The organism is Holdemania sp. Marseille-P2844 (assembly GCF_900120005.1).
Lineage (GTDB): Bacteria > Bacillota_I > Bacilli_A > Erysipelotrichales > Erysipelotrichaceae > Holdemania.
Window position 1 is genome coordinate 236,970 of record NZ_LT635450.1, and the last position, 19,372, is coordinate 256,341.

Genomic DNA, 19,372 nt, shown 5'->3' on the forward strand with positions numbered 1-19,372 from the left:
GATGATGAAAGTTCTGCGTTTATTCCAGGCGGAATTCCGCCCATTCATAGCAGCAGAGATAATCGTGACGATAACTGTTGACAGCTTGCGGATCGCCGTCCAGGAAGTGATAACTGTCGCAATCCAGCCGTTCCGGAAGGATCGCGAGGCTGTTCCATGAGCGCAGCAGAATTTCTTCGATGCCCGCCGCCTGCAGCGCTTCCCGCAATCCCTTGACAACAATCCGGAAGTACCCTTTTTTACTGGCCTTAATCGAAGCATCGCCCCACAATGCGGCACAGGCGTCCGCCGCCGTCACGCTGACGCCGCGCCGGTCGATCAGATAAGCCAGCAGTTCTTTGGATTTTGCGCGTTTAAACGTGACAGGACGGCCATCCACAAAAATATCAAAGCCGCCGAAGGTCTGCACCCGCACCCGCTTTTGCCGCAGCGCTTCGCCATAGGCAAAGGTCAGTTCCCGGCGCAGAGCCTCCGCTGTGACCGGCTTTAACAAATAACCTGTCGCATGCATCTGAATCGCGCCCAGCGCGTATTGTTTATAGCTCGTGACAAAAATGATATGCGCCTGCGGACAAAGATCTTTCAATTTTTTTGCCAGCACCAATCCGTTCATACTTCCCAATTCGATGTCCAGAAACGCGGCGTCGAAAGGATGATCACGAACATAAGCCAGCGCCTCGCTGGGAACGCCGAACGTTCGTAAGACACTGTCCGGCGCCGCTTCCGCCAGCGCTTCCTCCAGATCTTTCAGCGCGAAAGGTTCGTCGTCGACTGCGATATAATTCATAACGTTGCTCCTTCCTTGGGAATCATGATGGTCGCCACAGTCCCTTTGCCCGGCGTACTTTGCAAGGTCAGCGTTCCGCCGCATAACATCCCCAGCCGCTCCCTTACATTTTTAATTCCGATATGAGATTGATTGTCTTCTTCAAATTTATCAGAGAAACCCAAACCATCGTCAGCGACGATGACAAGGTAAGCGTCTGGCGTTTCCTCAGTCCGGATCGTAACGGTGCCTCCTTCTTCCCTTCTCAATACGCCATGGCGCACGGCGTTTTCCACAATCGGCTGCAGCGTGAGCGAGGGAATCGAAAAATCCCGCGCTGTAATTTCATAAACCACTTTAAGCCGGTTCTGAAAGCGCTGACGTTCCAGTGACAGATAATTTTCCGCATGGAGAAGCTCCTGTTCAAAAGGAATCGGCGCCTTGCTTTCCAGCGAATCCATATTTCCGCGCAAAAACAATGAAAAATCCCGGATTGCCGCTTTCGCTTGATGGGGATCCACATCGCAAAGCTGGCAGATTGTTGTCAACGTGTTGTATAGAAAGTGCGGCTGGATTTGCGAAAGCATGATTTCAACCCGGGATTCCGCCAATTCTTTTTCCTGCTGCCGGATCAGCAGATCACGCTCGGACTGAATATTGACAAAGATAAACAACAGCGCCAGCGTTACGCCGACATTCACCACCGCGATCCCGCGAAGAAACATCTGCGACGCCCCGGCGCCAAGCGGAATAAAGATATACAACAAAAAGAAGATCACTTCACGGCGGATGAGCTTTTTTCGATTCAGTACGACCAGCCAGGTAAACGACAAATAACAGAACAGCGGAACCAGCTGGGATATCAAAAACAGCGAACCCCGCTGATAGCCGGCGGCGGTAATGGTAAAAATCGCTCCGGTCAGCGGACTGATCAGCGCGAAGAAAATCTGTACGCCGCACAACAGCGTGATACTCCGCAAAAAGATCGTTCTTACAGGATGCGTCAGTTTCAAATATTCATCGATGTAACGGGCAAAAAAATACAGGACAAAGGCGGAGCTGACATAATACAGGACAACCAGCAAGATTGCCGCTGTCATCATCAACGGAGTTGTGATATCCCGGAAGCACCAGTCGCCCAGATCACCGATAATCATCAATCCGTTGGAAACGCTGACCCCCAGAAAATAGCGGTTTAATTTCTGATGCCAACGATGATCGTTTCCAAGATAGATGATCGGGATGAGCGATAAGATCAGGCAGAAAATGTCCAGCGCAATATTGGCAATCAAGAAGTTATCCACAGCCACTCCCCCTGTCTCTTCTATTGAATTGAGACCATTATAACAGAGTGCGCCAAAAAAGAAAATGCAGATATTCTGACCTGAGAAAGCGGTTTCACGCTGCGTCGTCTCCGTGAAAGGCCGCGGCTGTCCGGCTGCTTGATCGCCGCCAAAAAAGCGAGACGATTTTCATCCTCTCGCTGTAAGCTCTCACTGCAGGTTCTGCCGCTGATTCCGCTTGTCCTGCGCGCCGGGTTCACCCGGTTTGCGCCTCGTCAAGGAGCGTGTGACCGATGTCTTTCCCCGTGGTTTTGATCAGCCCTGAGACTGATCAATCTGCCGCTTCAAGAACACGGCGCCGCCGATCAGTACGACCGCCGCAAAGACCAGAATCCCAATCGCAAACGGAACGATGCTTCCGGTTTTCTTTACTTCCGGTTCAGGTTCCGCCGCTTTCTCTGCGACTTGAACTTTCAGACTGAACCGCTCGCCGCCCGCTGAATAGGTAATCGTCGTTTCACCGGTCTTCAGCGCTTTTACAGTATAGCTGTCCTGTCCTGTGATTTCCAGAACTGAGGGATCGTATTCCCAACTGCCGCCCTCCGGCTGCGGTTTCAGCGTCGTTTGTTCGCCGACCGTTAAATTCAGGGAACCTGGAAGTCCGCTGATCACAACCGGTACTTCAGAGAATCCAATATAATCAGGCCAGCTGTCCATAGTGAGGGTTATCGTTTTGGACGTCACTTTTTTCGTATCTTTCACCCATGTTTTATTCTGACAAATCCATACGTTTAATTCCGTTCCGTCTTTTTGATCCACCGGAATTTCAATCGTCAGCGAGCCGCGGTATTTTCCCGCCTTCAGCTGCAGCCGATAGCCAGACAGCCAGCCGTCCTTCTTCTGCTGCTCACGAATTGCGTCGCATGCATCGCAAGACCCTTCCTTATGCGGCAGTTCCGCGGAGGCCGCCAGCGCCGAGTTAAAGCTGAACTCGCCGTGAATCTGAATCCCGTTCTCTTTGGACTTCAATGTTTTCTGCGCATATTCCGGACCGGTGGCCGGGATTTCCTGCCACTCCAGTTGTCTTCCGCAAACGGTGCAGACTTTCTTTTTGCTTCCCGGTTTCGTCGCGGTGGCCTTTTCAATGATGATCCAGTCGCCCGGCGTGTGCTCCGCGATTTCCGCCTTGGCGCCGTCGCCGTCAAGGCATTCGCGGTAATGCCAGGTCGGATCGGACTGCATCGGCCCATAATTGTGTTCGTGCACCGGCTGCGGTTTCGGGGTCGGGGTCGGCGTTGGCGTCGGGGTTGGCGTTGGTATGATTTCCGTCACTTTTACCGTCTTTTCCGCCCGCTGAACAAAAGGTCCCCAAATCACGTCGCACTGATAGACGCCGCTGTGGCTGGCCAGCGCCTGATCAATTTTCAAAGTCGGATTTGTCTGCGCACTCAGCGGAGTTCCGTTAAAGCTCCATTGATATGTGACGTTCACGTTGATCTGCGGTTTTATCGTCAATTCCAGCGTTTCCCCGGCCTGGATATCCTTTCCTTCGATGACCGGAACGGAAGAACCGGAAGGAAATACAGATAAATCCGCATACGTCTGACTGTTTTCAAACAGCAGTAAGACGGCCGGCACATTCTCAAACGGAGTAGTTTGCCAGTTCGGCTTGTTCGCCGGCATTCCCAGCACGCTCAAGCCTGTGCAGTTTTTAAAGGCTCCGGCGCCCAGCGTCGTCGTTTTGATCAGATTGGCTTCGCTGATCGAAGCGCAATGAGCGAAAGCTTCCTCACCGATCGTTTCGACATGTGACAAATCAATCTGCGTCAGGGCTGAACATTGGCTGAACGCCCGGTTGCCGATGACGCTTAATCCCGGATTCAAATTCGTCGAGGCCTTGAGCTTTAATTGATGACAGTCTTCAAACGCAGAGTCCTGCAGCAGGGTAACCTGCGATAAATTCACTTCGCCCAGACGACCGCAGTTCTTAAACGCACTGCCGCCGATCATGGCGACATGCGATAAATCGACGGCCGTCAGATAAGTGCAGCTGGTGAAGGTGAACGGATGAATTATCGTTACTTTCTCATTCAGATTGGTTCCAGCTTTCAGCGTCAGCTTTTCGCAGTTTTTGAAAGCGGCGGTCCCGATCGCCTCAACTTGGGACAGATCCACACCCGTCAGTTTTCCGCAATTCTCAAAAGCAGATTCGCCGATCGTTTTCAGCGCCTGGCTTAAATTGGTATCCGCCGCCAGCGTCAGATTGGAACAGCCGGCAAAGGCTTTTTCTCCCAAGGTCTGAACCTGGGAGAGATTAACGGCTCCCAGACTGGCGCAGCCTTCAAACGCACTGTCGCCAACGACATTGACCCCCGCCAGATTCACCGCGGTCAAATGCGTGCAGTCCTTCAACGCCTGTTCACCGATCGTCTTCACTGACGTGGGCAAAACGAGGTTTTCCAGGGAAGTCATGCTTGAGAAAGCCGCGTTGGGAATGGTAATCAGCGCTGTTTTTTCCAAATCCAATGTTTTTAAATTCGTCAAGGTTCCGCGAATGTACTTCATATCCTGTTCATTCAGCGTACCTTCGATAAACAAGGCCGCGATCTTCTGCGGCAAGACCGGTCCCTTTTCCACCTTGGTCTTCAGCTCGCCCGCCCTCACCGTGACGCGCACATAGTTTTCAGGCAGCGTCGTCGGCTCGAAGCCGGTCACCGTGACCACAATTTCCGGCAGCGCCGCAGCCGGCGCCAGAACATAGCCTGAGCCAGGTTCAGCGATAAATATATAATCCTGCGGTTTTGACGGATCGTAAGCCGCGTCCTTCGTTTTCCATGTGACCGGAATGTCTGGCAGCGGATTCTTTTCCAAATCCGTCCCGGACAATGATTCCGGAAGGTTCAATTTTGACAGAGCCGTGCCCACCGCTACGGTTTGTTCGGCAACGTTCGGTTCCAACGGGTCAAAGGAGGCGATCGTCACTTCGCCAGCCTGTCTGGCCGTCCGTTTCCCGGTCCGGTTCATGCCGGTATCCAGGACAAGCCGTCCCGGGGCGGCCGCAGGCAAAACCTCGCCTGTTCGCTCTTCCGCAAGCGTCTGAGCTGCAGCCGGCTGCAGCGAGAAGAACAATCCCAGCGACAATCCGCCGATCATGATCAGATGTCTTAATCTTTTCTTCATGATATCCCTCCTTTTTTGTCCAGGCAATTCATTACAATCTTTCAGCAGAAGCTTAAAAACCTGTATTCTGTCATCCTGAGGCTGCGCAAAAACACCCGGGCTGAATCCGTTTTCGCAGAGATCTTCAAGCTGTCGAATTCTGTTTTTCTGAAATCTGCTTCTTCGGTGCGCTTCAACCGTCACTTTCGCCTGCAGGATAACATCGTTTCTTTTCTGATTTTATTATACACGGAATTTTTCCGGTTTCTCCTGCCGCCTGTTCAAAGTCATGGAAATGTAAGACTCTCATTCGAATTTCGCAATGATTGAAAGCAAAATCCCGTCTTTCCCCCTGCTTTCACGCAGTCAGGGGAACCGCCGGCAGCAGTCTTGATCATGGATCAAAGCATGGCTTTGATGATTTGTGAGCGGTCTTCCTGCCCTGCGGCCTTTTCCAAAGAAGCCGCAATTTCACACGTTGCAATCCCTGCTGTCTGATCGGTGATCATGACTGTTTTTTATCATTTTGAATGATCACAAGCGATAGTGGCGTATTGTAGGCGTTCAGATTGCATTGGCAGCGCATCCGCGATGCCGCTCCCCTGCAATTCCTCCATTGAATCCGGCTTCACCCTGCACTTTAAAAATCCGCTGCTTTATTGCTTCCACTCTGGCAGCACTTTTATCCATCGCCGCACTAAAAAAGGAAAAGGAAGAAATTTATCCAGACGAGCTGCAGCCCAACACTGGCCCGCAATCCGCTGACGATAAATATCAAAATTCCTTTTCCATAAACCATCCTGCTTAACGAAAACAATCATCGCTGCAGCGATCCAAACCGCAGTTGCCTGTTCTCAGACTGAATATAGATTCTTTTATTCACAATCCTCAAACTGTGAGTTATACAGGGAAGCGTAGAAGCCGTTATCCGCCATCAGCGAATCATGCGTGCCCGCTTCGACGATGTCGCCGTCCTTCATGACCAGAATCAGATCGGCGTCGCGGATCGTGGACAGACGGTGCGCGATGATGAAGCTTGTGCGGCCTTTCATCAACGTTTCCATGCCCTTCTGAATCAGGACCTCCGTCCGCGTATCGACCGAGGACGTCGCTTCGTCCAGAATCAGAATCTTCGGATCCGCCAGGAACGCCCGCGCAATCGTTAACAACTGCTTCTGCCCTTGCGAAATATTGCCGGAATCCTCGTCGATCATCGTTTGATAGCCATGATCAAGCGTGCGGATAAAGTGGTCCACATGCGCCGCCCTGGCCGCCGCGATGACTTCCTGATCCGTCGCGTCCAGCCGTCCGTAACGCAGGTTCTCCATGACCGTGCCGTCAAACAGCCACGCGTCCTGAAGCACCATGCCAAACAGCGAGCGCAGATCTGACCGCTTGTAATTTCTGATATCCTGTCCATCGACATAAATCGTTCCGCCGTTGAGCTCATAGAACCGCATAAGCAGCTTGACGATCGTCGTTTTACCCGCGCCGGTTGGCCCGACGATGGCAACCCGCTTGCCGGCGTTGATGAACATCGAGAAATCATTGATGATGATCTTGTCCGGATTGTAGCCGAAATGAACGTTTTCAAACGTCACCTGTCCCTGAATCAGGGATTTGCCGTGCCGGTCGCGAACTGGCGCCGGCGTTGTGGTTTCAGCGACTTCTTCTTCCTCGTTTAAGAATTCGAAGACCCGCTCTGCCGCCGCCGCTGTCGACTGCAGGACGTTCATCGACTGAGACAGCTGGTTGATCGGCTGATTAAAGTTGCGGACATAGGCGATAAAAGCCTGAATGTCGCCGATTTCAATCGCGCCCCTGATCGCCAGCCAGCCGCCCAGGATACAGACGCCGACATAGCCGAGGTTGCCGATCAGCGTTGTTAACGGCTGCATCATGCCGCTTAAGAACTGCGATTTCCACGCGGAATCGTACAGCCGCTGGTTATTCTCACTGAATTCCGCGATCGAACGTTCCTCGCCGTTGAACGCTTTCATGACGATATGCCCGGAATACATTTCTTCAATATGGCCGTTGACTGCGCCCAAAGCTTCCTGCTGACGGGCGAAGAACCGCTGCGAACGCTTGACGATCTGCATGACCAGGATCGCTGAAAGCGGCAGAACACAGAAGGCCATCAGCGTCATTTCCCAGCTGATGGACAACATCACAATCGTGAAGCCGAACAGCTGGACAAGCGCCGTGATGATATTCGCCAGCGACTGATTCAGCGTCTGCGAGACCGTGTCGACGTCGTTGGTCGCCCGCGACAGAAGATCTCCATGCGAATGCGTGTCAAAATATTTAAACGGCAGCCGGTCGATCTTCTCGGCCAGCGCTTTGCGCAGGTTGTAGGAAACCTTCTGCGCGACACTGGCCATCAGCCAGTTCTGGAAATAATGAAACAGGGCTGATAAACCGAACAAACATAATAAGAAAATCAGAATTTCAGCGATCCTGCCGAAATTAATGCCTCCGGTTCCCATCGCTTTCGCACTCAGTCCAACAGCCAGTTCCGTCGTCGCTTTGCCTAAAATTTTCGGACCGACAACCGTCATGACGGTCGCGACGGCCGCAAACAGAATTCCAAACACCATGGATAAAGAATATGGCTTGATGTAGCGCAGCAGCTGCTTCATCGTGCCCTTGAAATCTTTGGCCTTTTCGCCGGCGCCGCGCATTCCATGTCCCCGTCCCATCGGACCGCGCATCATCGGTTTCGGATTATGCTTCGTGTTCGTCATGATCCAATTCCTCCTTTGACAGCTGCGAATACGCAATTTCCTGATACACCTCGCAGGTCTTCATCAGCTCATCATGCGTTCCGATTCCGGCAATACGGCCTTTATCCAGCACAACAATCTGATCGGCATGCATGATCGACGAAATTCGCTGCGCGACCAACAGCACCGTGCTGCCGGTCCGCTGGCACAGCTCGTTGAGGGCTTTGCGCAGCGCCGCATCGGTCTTGAAGTCCAGCGCGGAGAACGAATCGTCGAAAATATAGATTTCCGGATTGCGGACCAGAGCGCGGGCAATCGACAGCCGCTGCTTCTGTCCGCCGGAAACGTTGGTGCCGCCCTGTGCGATCGGCGCGTCGTAGCCTTCCGGTTTGGCGTTGATGAACTCGCTCGCCTGAGCAATTTCCGCTGCCTGCTTAAGCTGATGCCAGTCGGCATCGGCGTCGGCATAGCGCAGGTTGGATTCGATGGTGCCGGAGAACAACACGCCCTTCTGCGGTACATAACCGATCTTATGGCGCAGTTCCTGCTGACTGACCTCGCGGATATCCACGCCGTCAACCTCGATCGAGCCCGCCGTGACATCAAAGAAGCGCGGTACCAGATTGACGATCGTGGATTTGCCGGAACCGGTCGAACCGATAAAGGCCGTCGTCTGTCCCGGACGGGCCAGGAACGAAATGTTTTCCAGAACGTTTTCCTCAGCGCCCGGATAGCGAAACGCCACGTCTTTAAACTCAACGTAGCCATGCTGCTGAGGATCAAACGACTTCGGCTGCTGCGGATCGGCGATCGACAGCGGGCAATTCAGCACTTCCAGCACACGCTTGATCGAAACCACCGCCCGCGGCAGCATGATCGAAACCATCGTAATCATTAAGAACGCCATGATGATCTGCATGCTGTACTGAATAAACGCCATCATGTCGCCGACCTGCAGCGTGCCCAGATTGATCTGATGGCCGCCGACCCAGACGATCAGGATGCCGACGCAGTTCATCACCAGCATCATCATCGGCATTAACAGCGCCAGTGTGCGGTTGACAAACAGGTTGGTTTTCGTCACATCGGTATTGACCTGATCAAATTTCTTTTCTTCATACCCCTGGGTATTGAACGCCCGGATAACCGGCAGGCCGTCCAGAAATTCGCGCAGGACGGAGTTCATCTTATCCAGCAGTTTCTGGATGATTGAGAACTTCGGCATGACGACCGCAAACGCCACGCCCATGATCGCCATGATGACCACGACGACCAGGGCGATGATCCAGGTCATCGACGCGTTGGTGTTCAGCACCTTGATGATCGCGCCGACGCCGATGATCGGCGCATACACGACAATCCGCATAAACATGACCAGCACCTGCTGAATCTGCTGAACGTCGTTGGTCGTCCGGGTGATCAGCGTGCCGGTGGAAAACTGATTGAATTCCGCAGATGAGAAATTTTCAACCTTGCTGAAAACCGCCAGCCGCAGATTGCGGGAAACGCCGGCCGCAATCCGCGAAGCCAGAAACGTTACGATGATCGCGCAGATCGTTCCAAACAACGCGATTCCCAACATCCGCAAGCCGCTGCTGAAAATGTAATTGAGCTGAATTGAATCGGTATTGATGCCGATTGCCCGATACTCCATTTTAATAAACTGGGCTGACGCTACCGGTGACGCATTTTCACCAGCCACTTCCAGACTGGCGTCGATCCTGGCAACGATGTCGTCAATGACTTCCTGCGGCAGCTGCCTCAGCAGGGAAAACAGATCGACGTCCTCCGGCAGATTTAATTCTTTGAATTCCTCGCTATTCTTTAAGCCGGGGAGACTGACGACGATCATTTCCGCCCGCGCCAACATCGAATTGAGCGAGGCACGTGCCTCGTCAGTCAGCGAATTCAGGAAATATACCGGTTCCTGTTCGACTAACGGAGCTTGTTTGATCTGTTTTGCGCTGGCCTGTCCGGCGTCCACCAGCGTATAGCTTGAAAGAAACAGCTGCTGCTGTTCGTCATTAAGAAACATTGCCAGTTTTTCCGCTTCGCTTTTCCGGATCACTTCCGGAACCGCGCTGCGAATGCCGCCGGATTGAATCCCGACGTCGACGATGTCGGCCATGTAATCCGGCAGCGCCAGCTCGCATTGAGCCTGGGCAAACAACAGCACGATAACCGCCGCGATGGAGAGCGCGAACGGTTTCAAATACTGGGTGATTCTCACCTTTTTGATCCTGACCATAAAAAAACTCCTTTCTTACTTTTCCTGCGAATCCCGGCTTGCCAGACTCTGACAATATTCAATCGTCCGTTCCAGCGTGCGGATTAAAGCCAGGCTGTCGGATTCGCCCAGATAGCGGAAATAGGCGGTCAGCTGATCACAGAATTCCTGTTCTCTTTTCTGCATCAGCTCGCGGCCTTTCTCCGTCACCCGAATGTAGACGCTGCGCCGGTCGTTGTCCAGGAGTACCCGCTCGACCCATCCCTGCTGCTCAAAGGAACGGATTCCCTGCGATACCGCTGCCGGACTGACGTGGAAATAGTCCTTGATCTGGCTCATTTTGATCATTCCTTCGGGGTTGAGATGAAGAATTCCGTGCAGAATCATCATATCCCGGGAATTCATCGTTTTCTTCTTGCGTCCGCGAGATTCGCTGCGCTGGCGCATGTCGTAAATCAGCCGCATCAGTTTTTGAGCAATTTCCTGTTCATCCATACCGGTCACCTCTTTTGTCTGGATAGTTAAGTTACTTAATATTTAACTATGTTAACCAATTATACTCTACTCTTTATAAAATGCAATATGGTTTGCAGAGTTTCCTACAAACTGCCTAAATTGTCTTTTTTGCTTGCGTGCCGGGATATCGTTATGAATGCTTCTTTATCCTGATTTTCGCTCTCAAACACCGGCGGTGAAGTCGAAAAGAGAAAAAATTCAGTTTAACCGGTTAGAAAAAATAAAAAAACTCTTGCACTGCGCAGCGTTTTAGTGTAATATATAAAAGCAGTCGGAAAAATGACTGTTTAACGATCATGCGGTAGTGGCGAAATCGGCAGACGCGCACGTTTCAGGGGCGTGTGGGTAAAACCATGTGGGTTCAAGTCCCACCTACCGCACCAGATAAAAACAAACAGCTGAACGCGAAAGCGGGCAGCTTTTTTTATGTCTGCCGCGGAATTAACCGCAGATTGTGCATTTGAAATCCCGTTGTCCACCACTCTTCTTCCCTCAGCCTTTCCTGTGGAATCCCGGACACTCTGGAAATTCCGCAATCGGGCAAGGATGTAAAATGATTTATTTTGACATACAAACTAAATTCTGCTATACTGTTTCCTCGTTCAGGTTCTCAACGAACCGACCTGAAAAGAGGATGAATCCGCATGAAGAAAAAAACGAAAATTTTCATATCGGTGCTCGTCGTCATGATTGCCGCCTTGACTGCAGGCAGCTTCTGGGCCGGCAATTATCTGGTCGATTACGCGCTCTACCGCGCCGATCAGGCACCGCAATCCGCCAATGACGGCAAAGCGCCGGTCAATGAAACCTATGGCAACGAGGAAGCGAACAAAGCCGAGGAACAGCGGCTGACCGACCTCTGGCTGAAAACCGTCTCCATGGAAAAGAAAGAAATCGTCAGTCAGGATGGGCTGACACTGCGCGCGCTGCAATACACCGCGGATCCTGCGTCGCATCGCTACGCTCTGGTCATCCACGGTTATACCTCGAATAAAGAAGCGATGCAGACGGAAGCCCGGCATTTTTCCCAGCTGGGCTACACGGTCATCACACCGGATAACCGCGCGCATGGCGAAAGCAACGGATCCTATATCGGGATGGGCTGGCTGGACCGCAAGGACCTTTTACTCTGGATCGATCAGGTTGTAAGCCAGGATCCGGATGCGGAAATCGTATTGTACAGCGTTTCGATGGGCGGGGCGGCCGTGATGATGACCGCAGGGGAAGCCTTGCCTTCCCAAGTCAAAGCGATCATTGAAGACTGCGGCTACACTTCGGTATATGATATGTTTAAAAATCAGCTGGATTACCGCTTCGGCTTGCCGGAATTTCCGTTTCTGGCAACCGCGGATATCATGACCGGGATTCGCGCCGGCTATCACTTCAAAGAAGCGTCAGCTGTAGAACAGCTGAAAAAGGCAGCAGTGCCGATGATGTTCATTCACGGAAGCAACGATACCTATGTGCCGACAGAGATGGTTTATCAGGTCTATGAAGCCTGCCCGACGGAGAAAGAGCTGCTGATCATTGAAGGCGCGGCCCACGCGGCCAGCGCGGATGTAGACCCGACATTGTATTGGGATTCAGTCACCACGTTTCTGAACCGGTTTTTAAGTTAATGATGATTCCATCTGTCTGAGCCGCAATGCAAACTGACTCAATAAAAACATGTCTGCTTCAGAATTCTGTTTGCTTTTCTGAAAAGACATGTTTTTTTGTTTGTTTTTTGTACTCTAATTGATCAGTTCAATCCAGATCTTCCCCATTAGACGCAATGACTTTTTTATACCAGTCTGATTGTTCTGCGCATTCCAAGATATAAATATTGAAAAAGGAACGCCGCAGTTTTTTTTGCGAATTGGATTGTATGGGAATGAAGAAATTTCCTTCTTCTCGCTGATGCTTGAGTCATCTAGTAAAATTGACGAAACTGGCTGGCCTGATCCGCCGCCTGCCGCAGTCCTTTGATCATCTCCTGCAGCGAGCGGTCGTCGACATGGAAATCAAAGCGCAGACGCACCCGCTCGCGCAGCGTTTCAAAGTCAGGCACTTCCCCCGATTGAAGCTGCACGCCCAGATATTCGATCACTTCGTTCATCTGCTTTTCACTTGGCATCCACTGCGCCTGCTTCAGGCAGAACTCTTTTTCATTCTCCGCGATCTCAAAGCCCGCCTTGCAGCGCGAGCACGCGATGCCCCAATGCTTGCCCCAGCGCACGACCGGCACGAAAAATACCGATACCTGCTGCGCCTGCTCAACTAAATAAAAATGGCTCAGTTTTCCGCAATGCGGACAAACCCGAACTCCCAGATAAGCTTTTTTGCGATGCCCCGAACCGGCGCCGATCATGATGAACATGGCGTCCCTCCTTATCAGTCCCCAAATCTTTTCATTTTATTGATGGCGATGCTGCTTCTGCCAGGCTTCGATCTGTTCCATCCGCTCCTGAATCCGACCTTCCCGGCCCTGCCGCGTCGGCACATAATACTTCCGGTTCAGCAAAGCGTCCGGCAGGCATTGCAGCGTCGTTAGTTTTTCCTCGGTATCGTGGGCGTATTGATACCCTTCGCCATAATGCAGCTCCTTCATCAAGGCGGTCGGCGCGTTGCGGATCGCTAACGGCACCGGCTCCGCGAGATGTTCCAGCGCATCCTTCTTCGCCGCTTCATATGCCATATACAAAGCGTTGGACTTCGGCGAGAGCGCCATATAAACGACGGCCTGCGTCAGATTGACGCTGCACTCCGGCATTCCGTTGAAATGACATGCCTGATAGGCCGCCACCGCGACCTCCATTGCCCGGCTGTCCGCCATGCCGATATCCTCGCTCGCAAACCGCACGACCCGCCGCGCGATATACAGCGGATCCTCGCCCGCTTCCAGCATCCGTGCCAGCCAGTACACCGATGCCTGGACGTCGCTGTTGCGCATCGACTTGTGCAGAGCGGAGATTAAATTGTAATGTTCCTCCCCTTTTTTATCATACAACAACGATTTGCGGTTGATGCACTGTTCCAGATGCTCTTTGGTCACGACGATATCCTCGCCGTTCTTATCGCCGTTGAGCACGACCATTTCCAAAGTGTTCAGTGCGGTGCGTGCGTCGCCGTTGGCAAAATTGGCGATCATCCACAACAGATCGTCGTTCAGATCCACATGATAATTGCCAAAGCCCCGCGGATCCTTCAGCGCCCGCGCCAACAGCTCCAATAAATCCTCCGTTGCCAGCGCCTGCAGCACAAACACCTTACACCGGGAAAGCAGAGCGGCGTTGATCTCAAACGACGGATTTTCCGTTGTCGCGCCGATCAGAATGATACTGCCCTTCTCTACAAAGGGAAGGAAAGCATCCTGCTGAGCCTTATTAAAGCGATGGATTTCATCGACGAACAGAATTGTCTTCTCGCCCATCTGGCGGTTCAGCTCCGCTTTATTCATGACTTCTTTGATTTCCTTAATCCCGCTGGTCACCGCACTGAAATCCACGAAATGCGACTGCGTGCGCTCAGCGATGATCCGGGCCAGCGTCGTTTTGCCCACGCCCGGCGGCCCCCAGAAAATCATCGAGGACACCTGATCCTGTTCGATCAGCTGCCGCAGGATCTTTCCCTCGCCTAAAAGATGTTTCTGACCTGCGACTTCCTCCAGCGTTTTCGGCCGCAGCCGGCTGGCCAGCGGACTGTTCAGATCGCGATCATCAAACAACGATTTCTGTTCCATGAACATCGCCTCCTGCGCTTATTATACAACATTTTCAATCGTTTCCACGCTTGAGTTTGAATTTTATTCAACTTTGCAAGTTAGAAGACAATCCGATCCTTTCCCTGACGTTTTCCCTGATACATCCGTTGATCTGCCAGCTCGACTACGGCTTCAAAGTCCGCGCCGATCCTTCCGTAAGTCAGACCAAAGGTCATGGTGACCCGGATCAGATGCCCGTCGTAAGAAAATGGATAACTGCGGATTTTCTCTGCCAGTGTTGCCAGTTTTCTCTCTGCCTCCGCCTGCGGCAGATCCGCCATCAGAATCAGAAACTCCTCGCCGCCCCAGCGGCAGACAAGCGCCGATTCCGTTTCCCGCATCAGCCGGGCAGTCGTTGCCAGCACATAATCGCCGCAGATATGGCCATAGGTATCGTTAACCTGTTTGAAATCATCCAGATCTCCCAATGCCACAGCCATCCATTTCCCCTGACTGGTTCTGAGCTGTTCCTGTAAGCCATACCGGGTCAGCGTCCCGGTCAGACGATCCATGAAGGCCGCTTCCTGCAGCTCTTTGTTCTTGCGCCGCAGCCGGCCCTGCGCCAGCGCCGATGATACGTTGAAGATCGAGGAAGACACAAGAATAATCGTAAAACACATGGCAGCGTTAAACAGGTAAATGCCGTTTACCAGACTGCCGGGAAGCGCTTGCGGCAGCCATATTTCCTGATCCGAGGTCAGCTTCAAAAACGCGAACACGCCGATTTCCAGCAGCGAAAAGAGAAACGGAACCGTGCTGTGGCGGTAAGGACAGATATAAATCAGCGAAGCCATCGCGATCAACAACAGCGGCAGGCCGGTTTCCCACCCCAGCGCGTGCGTTCCCACAACAACGAAAACGCAGACTTCCAGGTGAATCAGGGCTACCGCCAGACGATAGCGGCCATAGAATACCAGTACAAGCATCGTCAGATAAAACACTGTGCTGCCAACGTTGTAAAACACCATTTCCGTCATGGTCAGCCAACCGCCCAGCGCGATGTAGAGCACGTGCACAAGCATCCCCAAAAGGATAATCCGCTGATAAACGCGGCGAATCATGCCTTGATTTTCAACTTTATTTTTTGCCATCCCGCCTCCGCTCCTTTCCCCTTTGCCTCCAACCGCAGGCGTTTCCGCTCATTCAGCCCGGAAACAATCCGCTTCATGTCCGTCGATAAATCCGGCAGCCTCCAGAAAAGCCTGCACGGTCACCGACCCGAGAAACCGCATCCCCTGTTGTTTCATCTGCTTCGCCAACGCATCCGACCAGACGGTTGTCGCCGGATGCGGACAAGTCCGCAGCTGGATCGGTTCCGGCGGCAGAATCGTCTGGATGAAAGTGAGGAACGTTCCATATTCCTGCTGGATCGCCAGAAAGCAGCGGGCGTTGGTGATCGCTGCCTGAAACTTGCCGCGATGCCGGATCAGCCGCGCATTTTGCATCAGGGCATCCAGTCTGGCTGAATCATACGCCGCGATTAAAACCGGATCGAACTGATCCATCGCTGCGCGGAAAGCTTCGCGTTTATGCAGCACAATCTGCCAGGATAAACCGGAATGGAATGATTCCAGAATTAACAATTCAAACAATTCCCGCTCGCCGCGGACCGGCTTTCCCCATTCCTCATCATGATAGGTTTTCAACTGAGCGGAGCCGTTTTCCGCCCAGCCGCATCGTTTGTGTTCCATGGGCTTTCCTCACCCGGCAGCTGACGCCTGCCGTTTCTTCATCTTCTTTTATTATATCAGAAATGTTAATTCTGCCTTCTGACAATCGCTGATCTTACTTTCCTGATTCTTTTTTTTCTGAAATTTTGTTCGCCGCGCAAAAAAGGACAGCCGGTTGCGGACTGTCCAGAACTCTTACTTATCGCAGCGGGTCAGCACTGAGGTTACCTGATAGCCATGGTCGTTCAACAGCTTTTTCATCACCTCCGGCGCTACGCCGCGGGCACGGATGACGACGTCAGTCTGCGCGTCTTTGCGATAGACGGCCAGGTTGGTGATCTGCGCCATTTCATCAAAAAACAATCCGGTCAGATCGGCCAGCACGCCCGGCTTGTCTTCGACCGCGATCACATAGCGGCTGCCTTCCTCATAATACCCCAACAGGTCGATAAACGCCTCGAAAATATCGTTCTGTGTGATGATGCCGACGACTTTGCGGCCTTCGGTCACAACCAGACAGCCGATGTCGTGCTGCCGCATCAACACCGCGGCTTCTTCCAGCAGCGCGTCGGGATGAATCGTCACGACGTCTTTGATCATGACGGACTCAACGGTACTTTTTGCCAGAAGATAATTCAGCTCATAGACCGACAGGCTGGTCGCCTTGCTCGGGGTGTTCTCCGCGATGGTACCCTCGGTGACCAGACCGACTAACTCCTGGCCGGCGGCGACCGGAATGCGGTGAAAATCCCGCTCCGCCATCAGATCCAGCGCCGCGCTGATCGAGGTATCCTTACTGATGCAGTAGGGATTGGCTGTCATACGATCTTTCACCAACATAATGTTATCCTCCTAAATAGGCTTTCTTAATGTCTTCGCTGGCGGCTAATTCCGCGCCGGTGCCGCTCAGCACGACGCTGCCGGTTTCCAGTACATACGCCCGGTTGGCAATGCCCAGCGCCATCCTGGCGTTTTGTTCGACGAGCAGGACGGTCGTTCCCTGGGCGTTGATATCCTGAATGATTGAGAAAATTTCCTTGACCAGCAGCGGGGAGAGGCCCATGCTCGGCTCATCCAGAAGCAAAAGCTTCGGTCGGGCCATCAGCGCCCGGCCCATCGCCAGCATCTGCTGCTCGCCGCCCGACAGCGTGCCGGCCAGCTGCTTCATGCGCTCTGCCAGCCGCGGGAAGCGCTGGCATACACTTTCCAGATCACTTTGGATTCCGGCTTTATCCTTGCGCAGATACGCGCCCATCCAGAGGTTTTCCGCAACGCTCATATCGGGGAAAATCCTCCGCCCTTCCGGCACCTGCGTTATGCCTGCCTTGACGATATCGCGGGCATTCTTCTTTGTTATGGACTGGCCGAGAAATTCAATCTCGCCGCCGCTTTTTTTCAACAATCCGCTGATCGCGTGCAGCAGCGTCGTTTTGCCCGCGCCGTTCGCGCCGATTAAAGCCACGATTTCCTTTTCCTTCACTTCCAGGGAAACACCCTTCAAAGCTTGAATTACGCCGTAATGAACGCTTAAATCCGTAATTTTCAGCATCTTAATCCTCCCCCAGATACGCCTCGATGACGCGGCGGTTGTTTTTGATCGCATCCGGTGTCCCATCGGCGATGCACTTGCCGTAGTCCAGCACGTAGATCCGTTCGCAGATCTTCATGACCAGCGACATATCATGTTCGATCAGCACGACCGTTAAATTGAATTGTTCCTTGATCTGATGGATCAGCTCCGTCAGCTCGGTGGTTTCCTGCGGATTCATCCCGGCGGCGGGTTCGTCGAGGAACAGAATCTTCGGCTTCGCCGCCAGTGCCCGGGCAATCTCCAGCTTGCGCTGCTGCCCATACGGCAGATTCTTCGCCAGCGTCGTCTGTTTTTCCGCCAAGCCGACAACTTCCAGCAGTTTCACCGCTTCCTCCAGCACGCGCTGTTCCTCGCGGTAATAGGAAGGCAAACGCAGAATTGCCGCCAAGGTGGAATACTTCACCGACTTGTTCATCGCCAGCTTGACGTTGTCCAGCACGGTCATGTTTTTAAACAGCCGGATATTCTGAAACGTCCGCGCCAGCCCCAGGCCGGTGATCACATACGGCTTTAAGCCGCCGATGCTTTTCATCGTCCCCTCAACATTCAGTTCGATTTTGCCCTCGCTGGGATCATAGACCCCGGTCAGCAGGTTGAACAGCGTCGTTTTGCCCGCGCCGTTAGGTCCGATCAGTCCGATCAGCTCGCGTTCCTCAATTTCCAGATTAACGTTGGACACCGCGGCCAGACCGCCGAAGTTTTTCGTCAGGCCGCTGACTTTTAAGACCGTCATCCGCGTGCCTCCTTTCGTTTCCCAAACCGCTCAAACAGACTGGAGAACGTGAATTCCTTCGTGCCTAACAGACCGCTTGGACGGAAGATCATGATGCCGACCAGCATTAAGCCATACAGGATCATCCGGATATCGGAGAACTGCTGCAGGACCGTATTGAGTACGCCGATCACACCGGCCGCGATAAACGAGCCGGTAAAGCTGCCCATGCCGCCGAAGACGACGAGCACAAGAATATCAATCGACTTGTTAAAGGTGAACATCTCCGGTTTGATGACGTAGAACGCCCCGGCATACAGCGCACCGGCCACACTGGCGATCATCGCGCCCAAGACAAACGCCATGATTTTATACTTCGTCGTATTGATGCCCATCGCTTCCGCCGCAATTTCATCCTCGCGCACGGAGATGCACGCGCGGCCCTGGGCAGACCGGCAGAAGTTCAGGATGATGATCGTGCAGATCACCACTGCCGCAAAGATCACCTGCCAGCCGATCAGTTTCGGCAGGATCAACCCTGCCGCGCCGTTGGTAATCTTCATATTCAAGATAAGGATGCGGATGATTTCGCCAAAGCCCAGTGTGGCAATCGCCAGATAATCCCCGCGCAGGCGCAGCGTCGGAATCGCAACGACTAACGCCACCGCGCCGCTGATCACAATGCCGATTCCCATGCCGAGCAGAATCCCGCCCAGACTGGCGGAGAACTGCTTGACCGCAACCCCGGCACAATACGCGCCGATGATCATAAACCCGGCATGACCAAGCGAGAACTGACCAGTCACGCCGATGATCAGGTTCAGGCTGATCGCCAGAATGATATTGATGCCGATCGTCATCAGTACGGTCAGGTAAACGTTGTTGATCACCCCGGCGCTGATTAACAATGAGATTAAGCCGTAGCTGCCCGCAATCAAAACGAGCCAGCAGGCATTCTTTTTATTCAACAGGTTCTTCAT

At 52.9% G+C, this 19,372-nt stretch carries 16 protein-coding genes and 1 tRNA gene; 2 read left to right on the forward strand and 15 right to left on the reverse strand.

What is annotated here, in order from left to right; genetic code table 11:
- Window positions 1–19 precede the first annotated feature (19 nt).
- The 7 genes from BQ7364_RS05785 to BQ7364_RS05815 all read right to left on the reverse strand — a co-directional run bounded on the left by BQ7364_RS05785 (window position 20) and on the right by BQ7364_RS05815 (window position 10,656).
- Window positions 20–787, reverse strand: a complete 768-nt coding sequence (locus tag BQ7364_RS05785; protein ID WP_072683836.1) for a response regulator — start codon at window positions 785–787, stop codon at window positions 20–22.
- Window positions 784–2,070, reverse strand: coding sequence for a sensor histidine kinase (locus tag BQ7364_RS05790; RefSeq protein ID WP_083538456.1), 1,287 nt, complete (start codon window positions 2,068–2,070; stop codon window positions 784–786). Before BQ7364_RS05790 ends, BQ7364_RS05785 begins: the two co-directional genes overlap by 4 nt.
- A 294-nt stretch (window positions 2,071–2,364) precedes the next feature.
- Window positions 2,365–5,229: a leucine-rich repeat protein gene (locus BQ7364_RS05795; RefSeq protein WP_072683837.1), complete on the reverse strand. Its 2,865-nt coding sequence runs from the start codon at window positions 5,227–5,229 to the stop codon at window positions 2,365–2,367.
- Window positions 5,230–5,772: 543 nt separating this feature from the next.
- Window positions 5,773–5,898 (reverse strand): hypothetical protein, encoded by a 126-nt coding sequence (locus BQ7364_RS18495; protein WP_255370387.1) that lies wholly within the window; start codon window positions 5,896–5,898, stop codon window positions 5,773–5,775.
- 185 nt (window positions 5,899–6,083) lie between these two features.
- Window positions 6,084–7,955 carry an ABC transporter ATP-binding protein gene (locus tag BQ7364_RS05805; protein WP_072683839.1) on the reverse strand — a complete coding sequence of 624 codons (1,872 nt, stop codon included), beginning with the start codon at window positions 7,953–7,955 and terminating at the stop codon, window positions 6,084–6,086.
- Window positions 7,936–10,182: an ABC transporter ATP-binding protein gene (locus tag BQ7364_RS05810; RefSeq protein ID WP_072683840.1), complete on the reverse strand. Its 2,247-nt coding sequence runs from the start codon at window positions 10,180–10,182 to the stop codon at window positions 7,936–7,938. The genes BQ7364_RS05805 and BQ7364_RS05810 overlap by 20 nt, the downstream gene beginning before the upstream one ends.
- A 15-nt stretch (window positions 10,183–10,197) precedes the next feature.
- Entirely contained in the window at window positions 10,198–10,656 is a 459-nt protein-coding gene (locus BQ7364_RS05815; RefSeq protein ID WP_072683841.1) for a MarR family winged helix-turn-helix transcriptional regulator, read from the reverse strand.
- A 319-nt stretch (window positions 10,657–10,975) separates the two neighbouring features.
- Between BQ7364_RS05815 and BQ7364_RS05820 the strand changes: the two genes are divergently transcribed.
- Both BQ7364_RS05820 and BQ7364_RS05825 read left to right on the forward strand, forming a co-directional pair.
- Window positions 10,976–11,060 (forward strand) — tRNA-Leu (locus BQ7364_RS05820).
- A 261-nt stretch (window positions 11,061–11,321) separates the two neighbouring features.
- Complete coding sequence (locus tag BQ7364_RS05825) at window positions 11,322–12,296, forward strand: alpha/beta hydrolase (protein WP_072683842.1); 975 nt, start codon at window positions 11,322–11,324, stop codon at window positions 12,294–12,296.
- A gap of 293 nt (window positions 12,297–12,589) precedes the next feature.
- Here the strand turns inward: BQ7364_RS05825 and BQ7364_RS05830 are convergent, their stop codons facing one another.
- The 8 genes from BQ7364_RS05830 to BQ7364_RS05865 all read right to left on the reverse strand — a co-directional run bounded on the left by BQ7364_RS05830 (window position 12,590) and on the right by BQ7364_RS05865 (window position 19,372).
- The gene (locus BQ7364_RS05830) at window positions 12,590–13,036 is read right to left on the reverse strand and encodes a zinc ribbon domain-containing protein (RefSeq protein WP_072683843.1); all 447 of its coding nucleotides are present in this window, start codon (window positions 13,034–13,036) and stop codon (window positions 12,590–12,592) included.
- Window positions 13,037–13,072: 36 nt separating this feature from the next.
- Window positions 13,073–14,398 carry a replication-associated recombination protein A gene (locus BQ7364_RS05835; RefSeq protein WP_072683844.1) on the reverse strand — a complete coding sequence of 442 codons (1,326 nt, stop codon included), beginning with the start codon at window positions 14,396–14,398 and terminating at the stop codon, window positions 13,073–13,075.
- 80 nt (window positions 14,399–14,478) lie between these two features.
- Window positions 14,479–15,510 (reverse strand): GGDEF domain-containing protein, encoded by a 1,032-nt coding sequence (locus BQ7364_RS05840; RefSeq protein WP_072683845.1) that lies wholly within the window; start codon window positions 15,508–15,510, stop codon window positions 14,479–14,481.
- Window positions 15,511–15,558: 48 nt separating this feature from the next.
- The gene (locus BQ7364_RS05845) at window positions 15,559–16,110 is read right to left on the reverse strand and encodes a DNA-3-methyladenine glycosylase I (protein ID WP_072683846.1); all 552 of its coding nucleotides are present in this window, start codon (window positions 16,108–16,110) and stop codon (window positions 15,559–15,561) included.
- A gap of 174 nt (window positions 16,111–16,284) precedes the next feature.
- Window positions 16,285–16,929, reverse strand: a complete 645-nt coding sequence (locus BQ7364_RS05850) for a CBS and ACT domain-containing protein (protein ID WP_072683847.1) — start codon at window positions 16,927–16,929, stop codon at window positions 16,285–16,287.
- A 4-nt stretch (window positions 16,930–16,933) separates the two neighbouring features.
- Window positions 16,934–17,638: an ABC transporter ATP-binding protein gene (locus BQ7364_RS05855; RefSeq protein WP_072683848.1), complete on the reverse strand. Its 705-nt coding sequence runs from the start codon at window positions 17,636–17,638 to the stop codon at window positions 16,934–16,936.
- A 1-nt stretch (window position 17,639) separates the two neighbouring features.
- Complete coding sequence (locus BQ7364_RS05860) at window positions 17,640–18,413, reverse strand: ABC transporter ATP-binding protein (protein ID WP_072683849.1); 774 nt, start codon at window positions 18,411–18,413, stop codon at window positions 17,640–17,642.
- Window positions 18,410–19,372 (reverse strand): branched-chain amino acid ABC transporter permease, encoded by a 963-nt coding sequence (locus tag BQ7364_RS05865; RefSeq protein WP_072683850.1) that lies wholly within the window; start codon window positions 19,370–19,372, stop codon window positions 18,410–18,412. Before BQ7364_RS05865 ends, BQ7364_RS05860 begins: the two co-directional genes overlap by 4 nt.

What these genes read in the sequence shown, in the direction of transcription:
- BQ7364_RS05845 (WP_072683846.1), bottom strand. Translation starts at nt 16,110, where the DNA reads ATGGAACACAAACGATGCGGCTGGGCGGAAAACGGCTCCGCTCAGTTG.
- BQ7364_RS05805 (WP_072683839.1), bottom strand. Translation starts at nt 7,955, where the DNA reads ATGACGAACACGAAGCATAATCCGAAACCGATGATGCGCGGTCCGATG.
- BQ7364_RS05795 (WP_072683837.1), bottom strand. Translation starts at nt 5,229, where the DNA reads ATGAAGAAAAGATTAAGACATCTGATCATGATCGGCGGATTGTCGCTG.
- BQ7364_RS05855 (WP_072683848.1), bottom strand. Translation starts at nt 17,638, where the DNA reads ATGCTGAAAATTACGGATTTAAGCGTTCATTACGGCGTAATTCAAGCT.
- BQ7364_RS05850 (WP_072683847.1), bottom strand. Translation starts at nt 16,929, where the DNA reads ATGTTGGTGAAAGATCGTATGACAGCCAATCCCTACTGCATCAGTAAG.
- BQ7364_RS05785 (WP_072683836.1), bottom strand. Translation starts at nt 787, where the DNA reads ATGAATTATATCGCAGTCGACGACGAACCTTTCGCGCTGAAAGATCTG.
- BQ7364_RS05815 (WP_072683841.1), bottom strand. Translation starts at nt 10,656, where the DNA reads ATGGATGAACAGGAAATTGCTCAAAAACTGATGCGGCTGATTTACGAC.
- BQ7364_RS05825 (WP_072683842.1), top strand. Translation starts at nt 11,322, where the DNA reads ATGAAGAAAAAAACGAAAATTTTCATATCGGTGCTCGTCGTCATGATT.
- BQ7364_RS05835 (WP_072683844.1), bottom strand. Translation starts at nt 14,398, where the DNA reads ATGGAACAGAAATCGTTGTTTGATGATCGCGATCTGAACAGTCCGCTG.
- BQ7364_RS05860 (WP_072683849.1), bottom strand. Translation starts at nt 18,413, where the DNA reads ATGACGGTCTTAAAAGTCAGCGGCCTGACGAAAAACTTCGGCGGTCTG.
- BQ7364_RS05865 (WP_072683850.1), bottom strand. Translation starts at nt 19,372, where the DNA reads ATGAAGAACCTGTTGAATAAAAAGAATGCCTGCTGGCTCGTTTTGATT.
- BQ7364_RS05830 (WP_072683843.1), bottom strand. Translation starts at nt 13,036, where the DNA reads ATGTTCATCATGATCGGCGCCGGTTCGGGGCATCGCAAAAAAGCTTAT.
- BQ7364_RS18495 (WP_255370387.1), bottom strand. Translation starts at nt 5,898, where the DNA reads ATGGATAAAAGTGCTGCCAGAGTGGAAGCAATAAAGCAGCGGATTTTT.
- BQ7364_RS05840 (WP_072683845.1), bottom strand. Translation starts at nt 15,510, where the DNA reads ATGGCAAAAAATAAAGTTGAAAATCAAGGCATGATTCGCCGCGTTTAT.
- BQ7364_RS05810 (WP_072683840.1), bottom strand. Translation starts at nt 10,182, where the DNA reads ATGGTCAGGATCAAAAAGGTGAGAATCACCCAGTATTTGAAACCGTTC.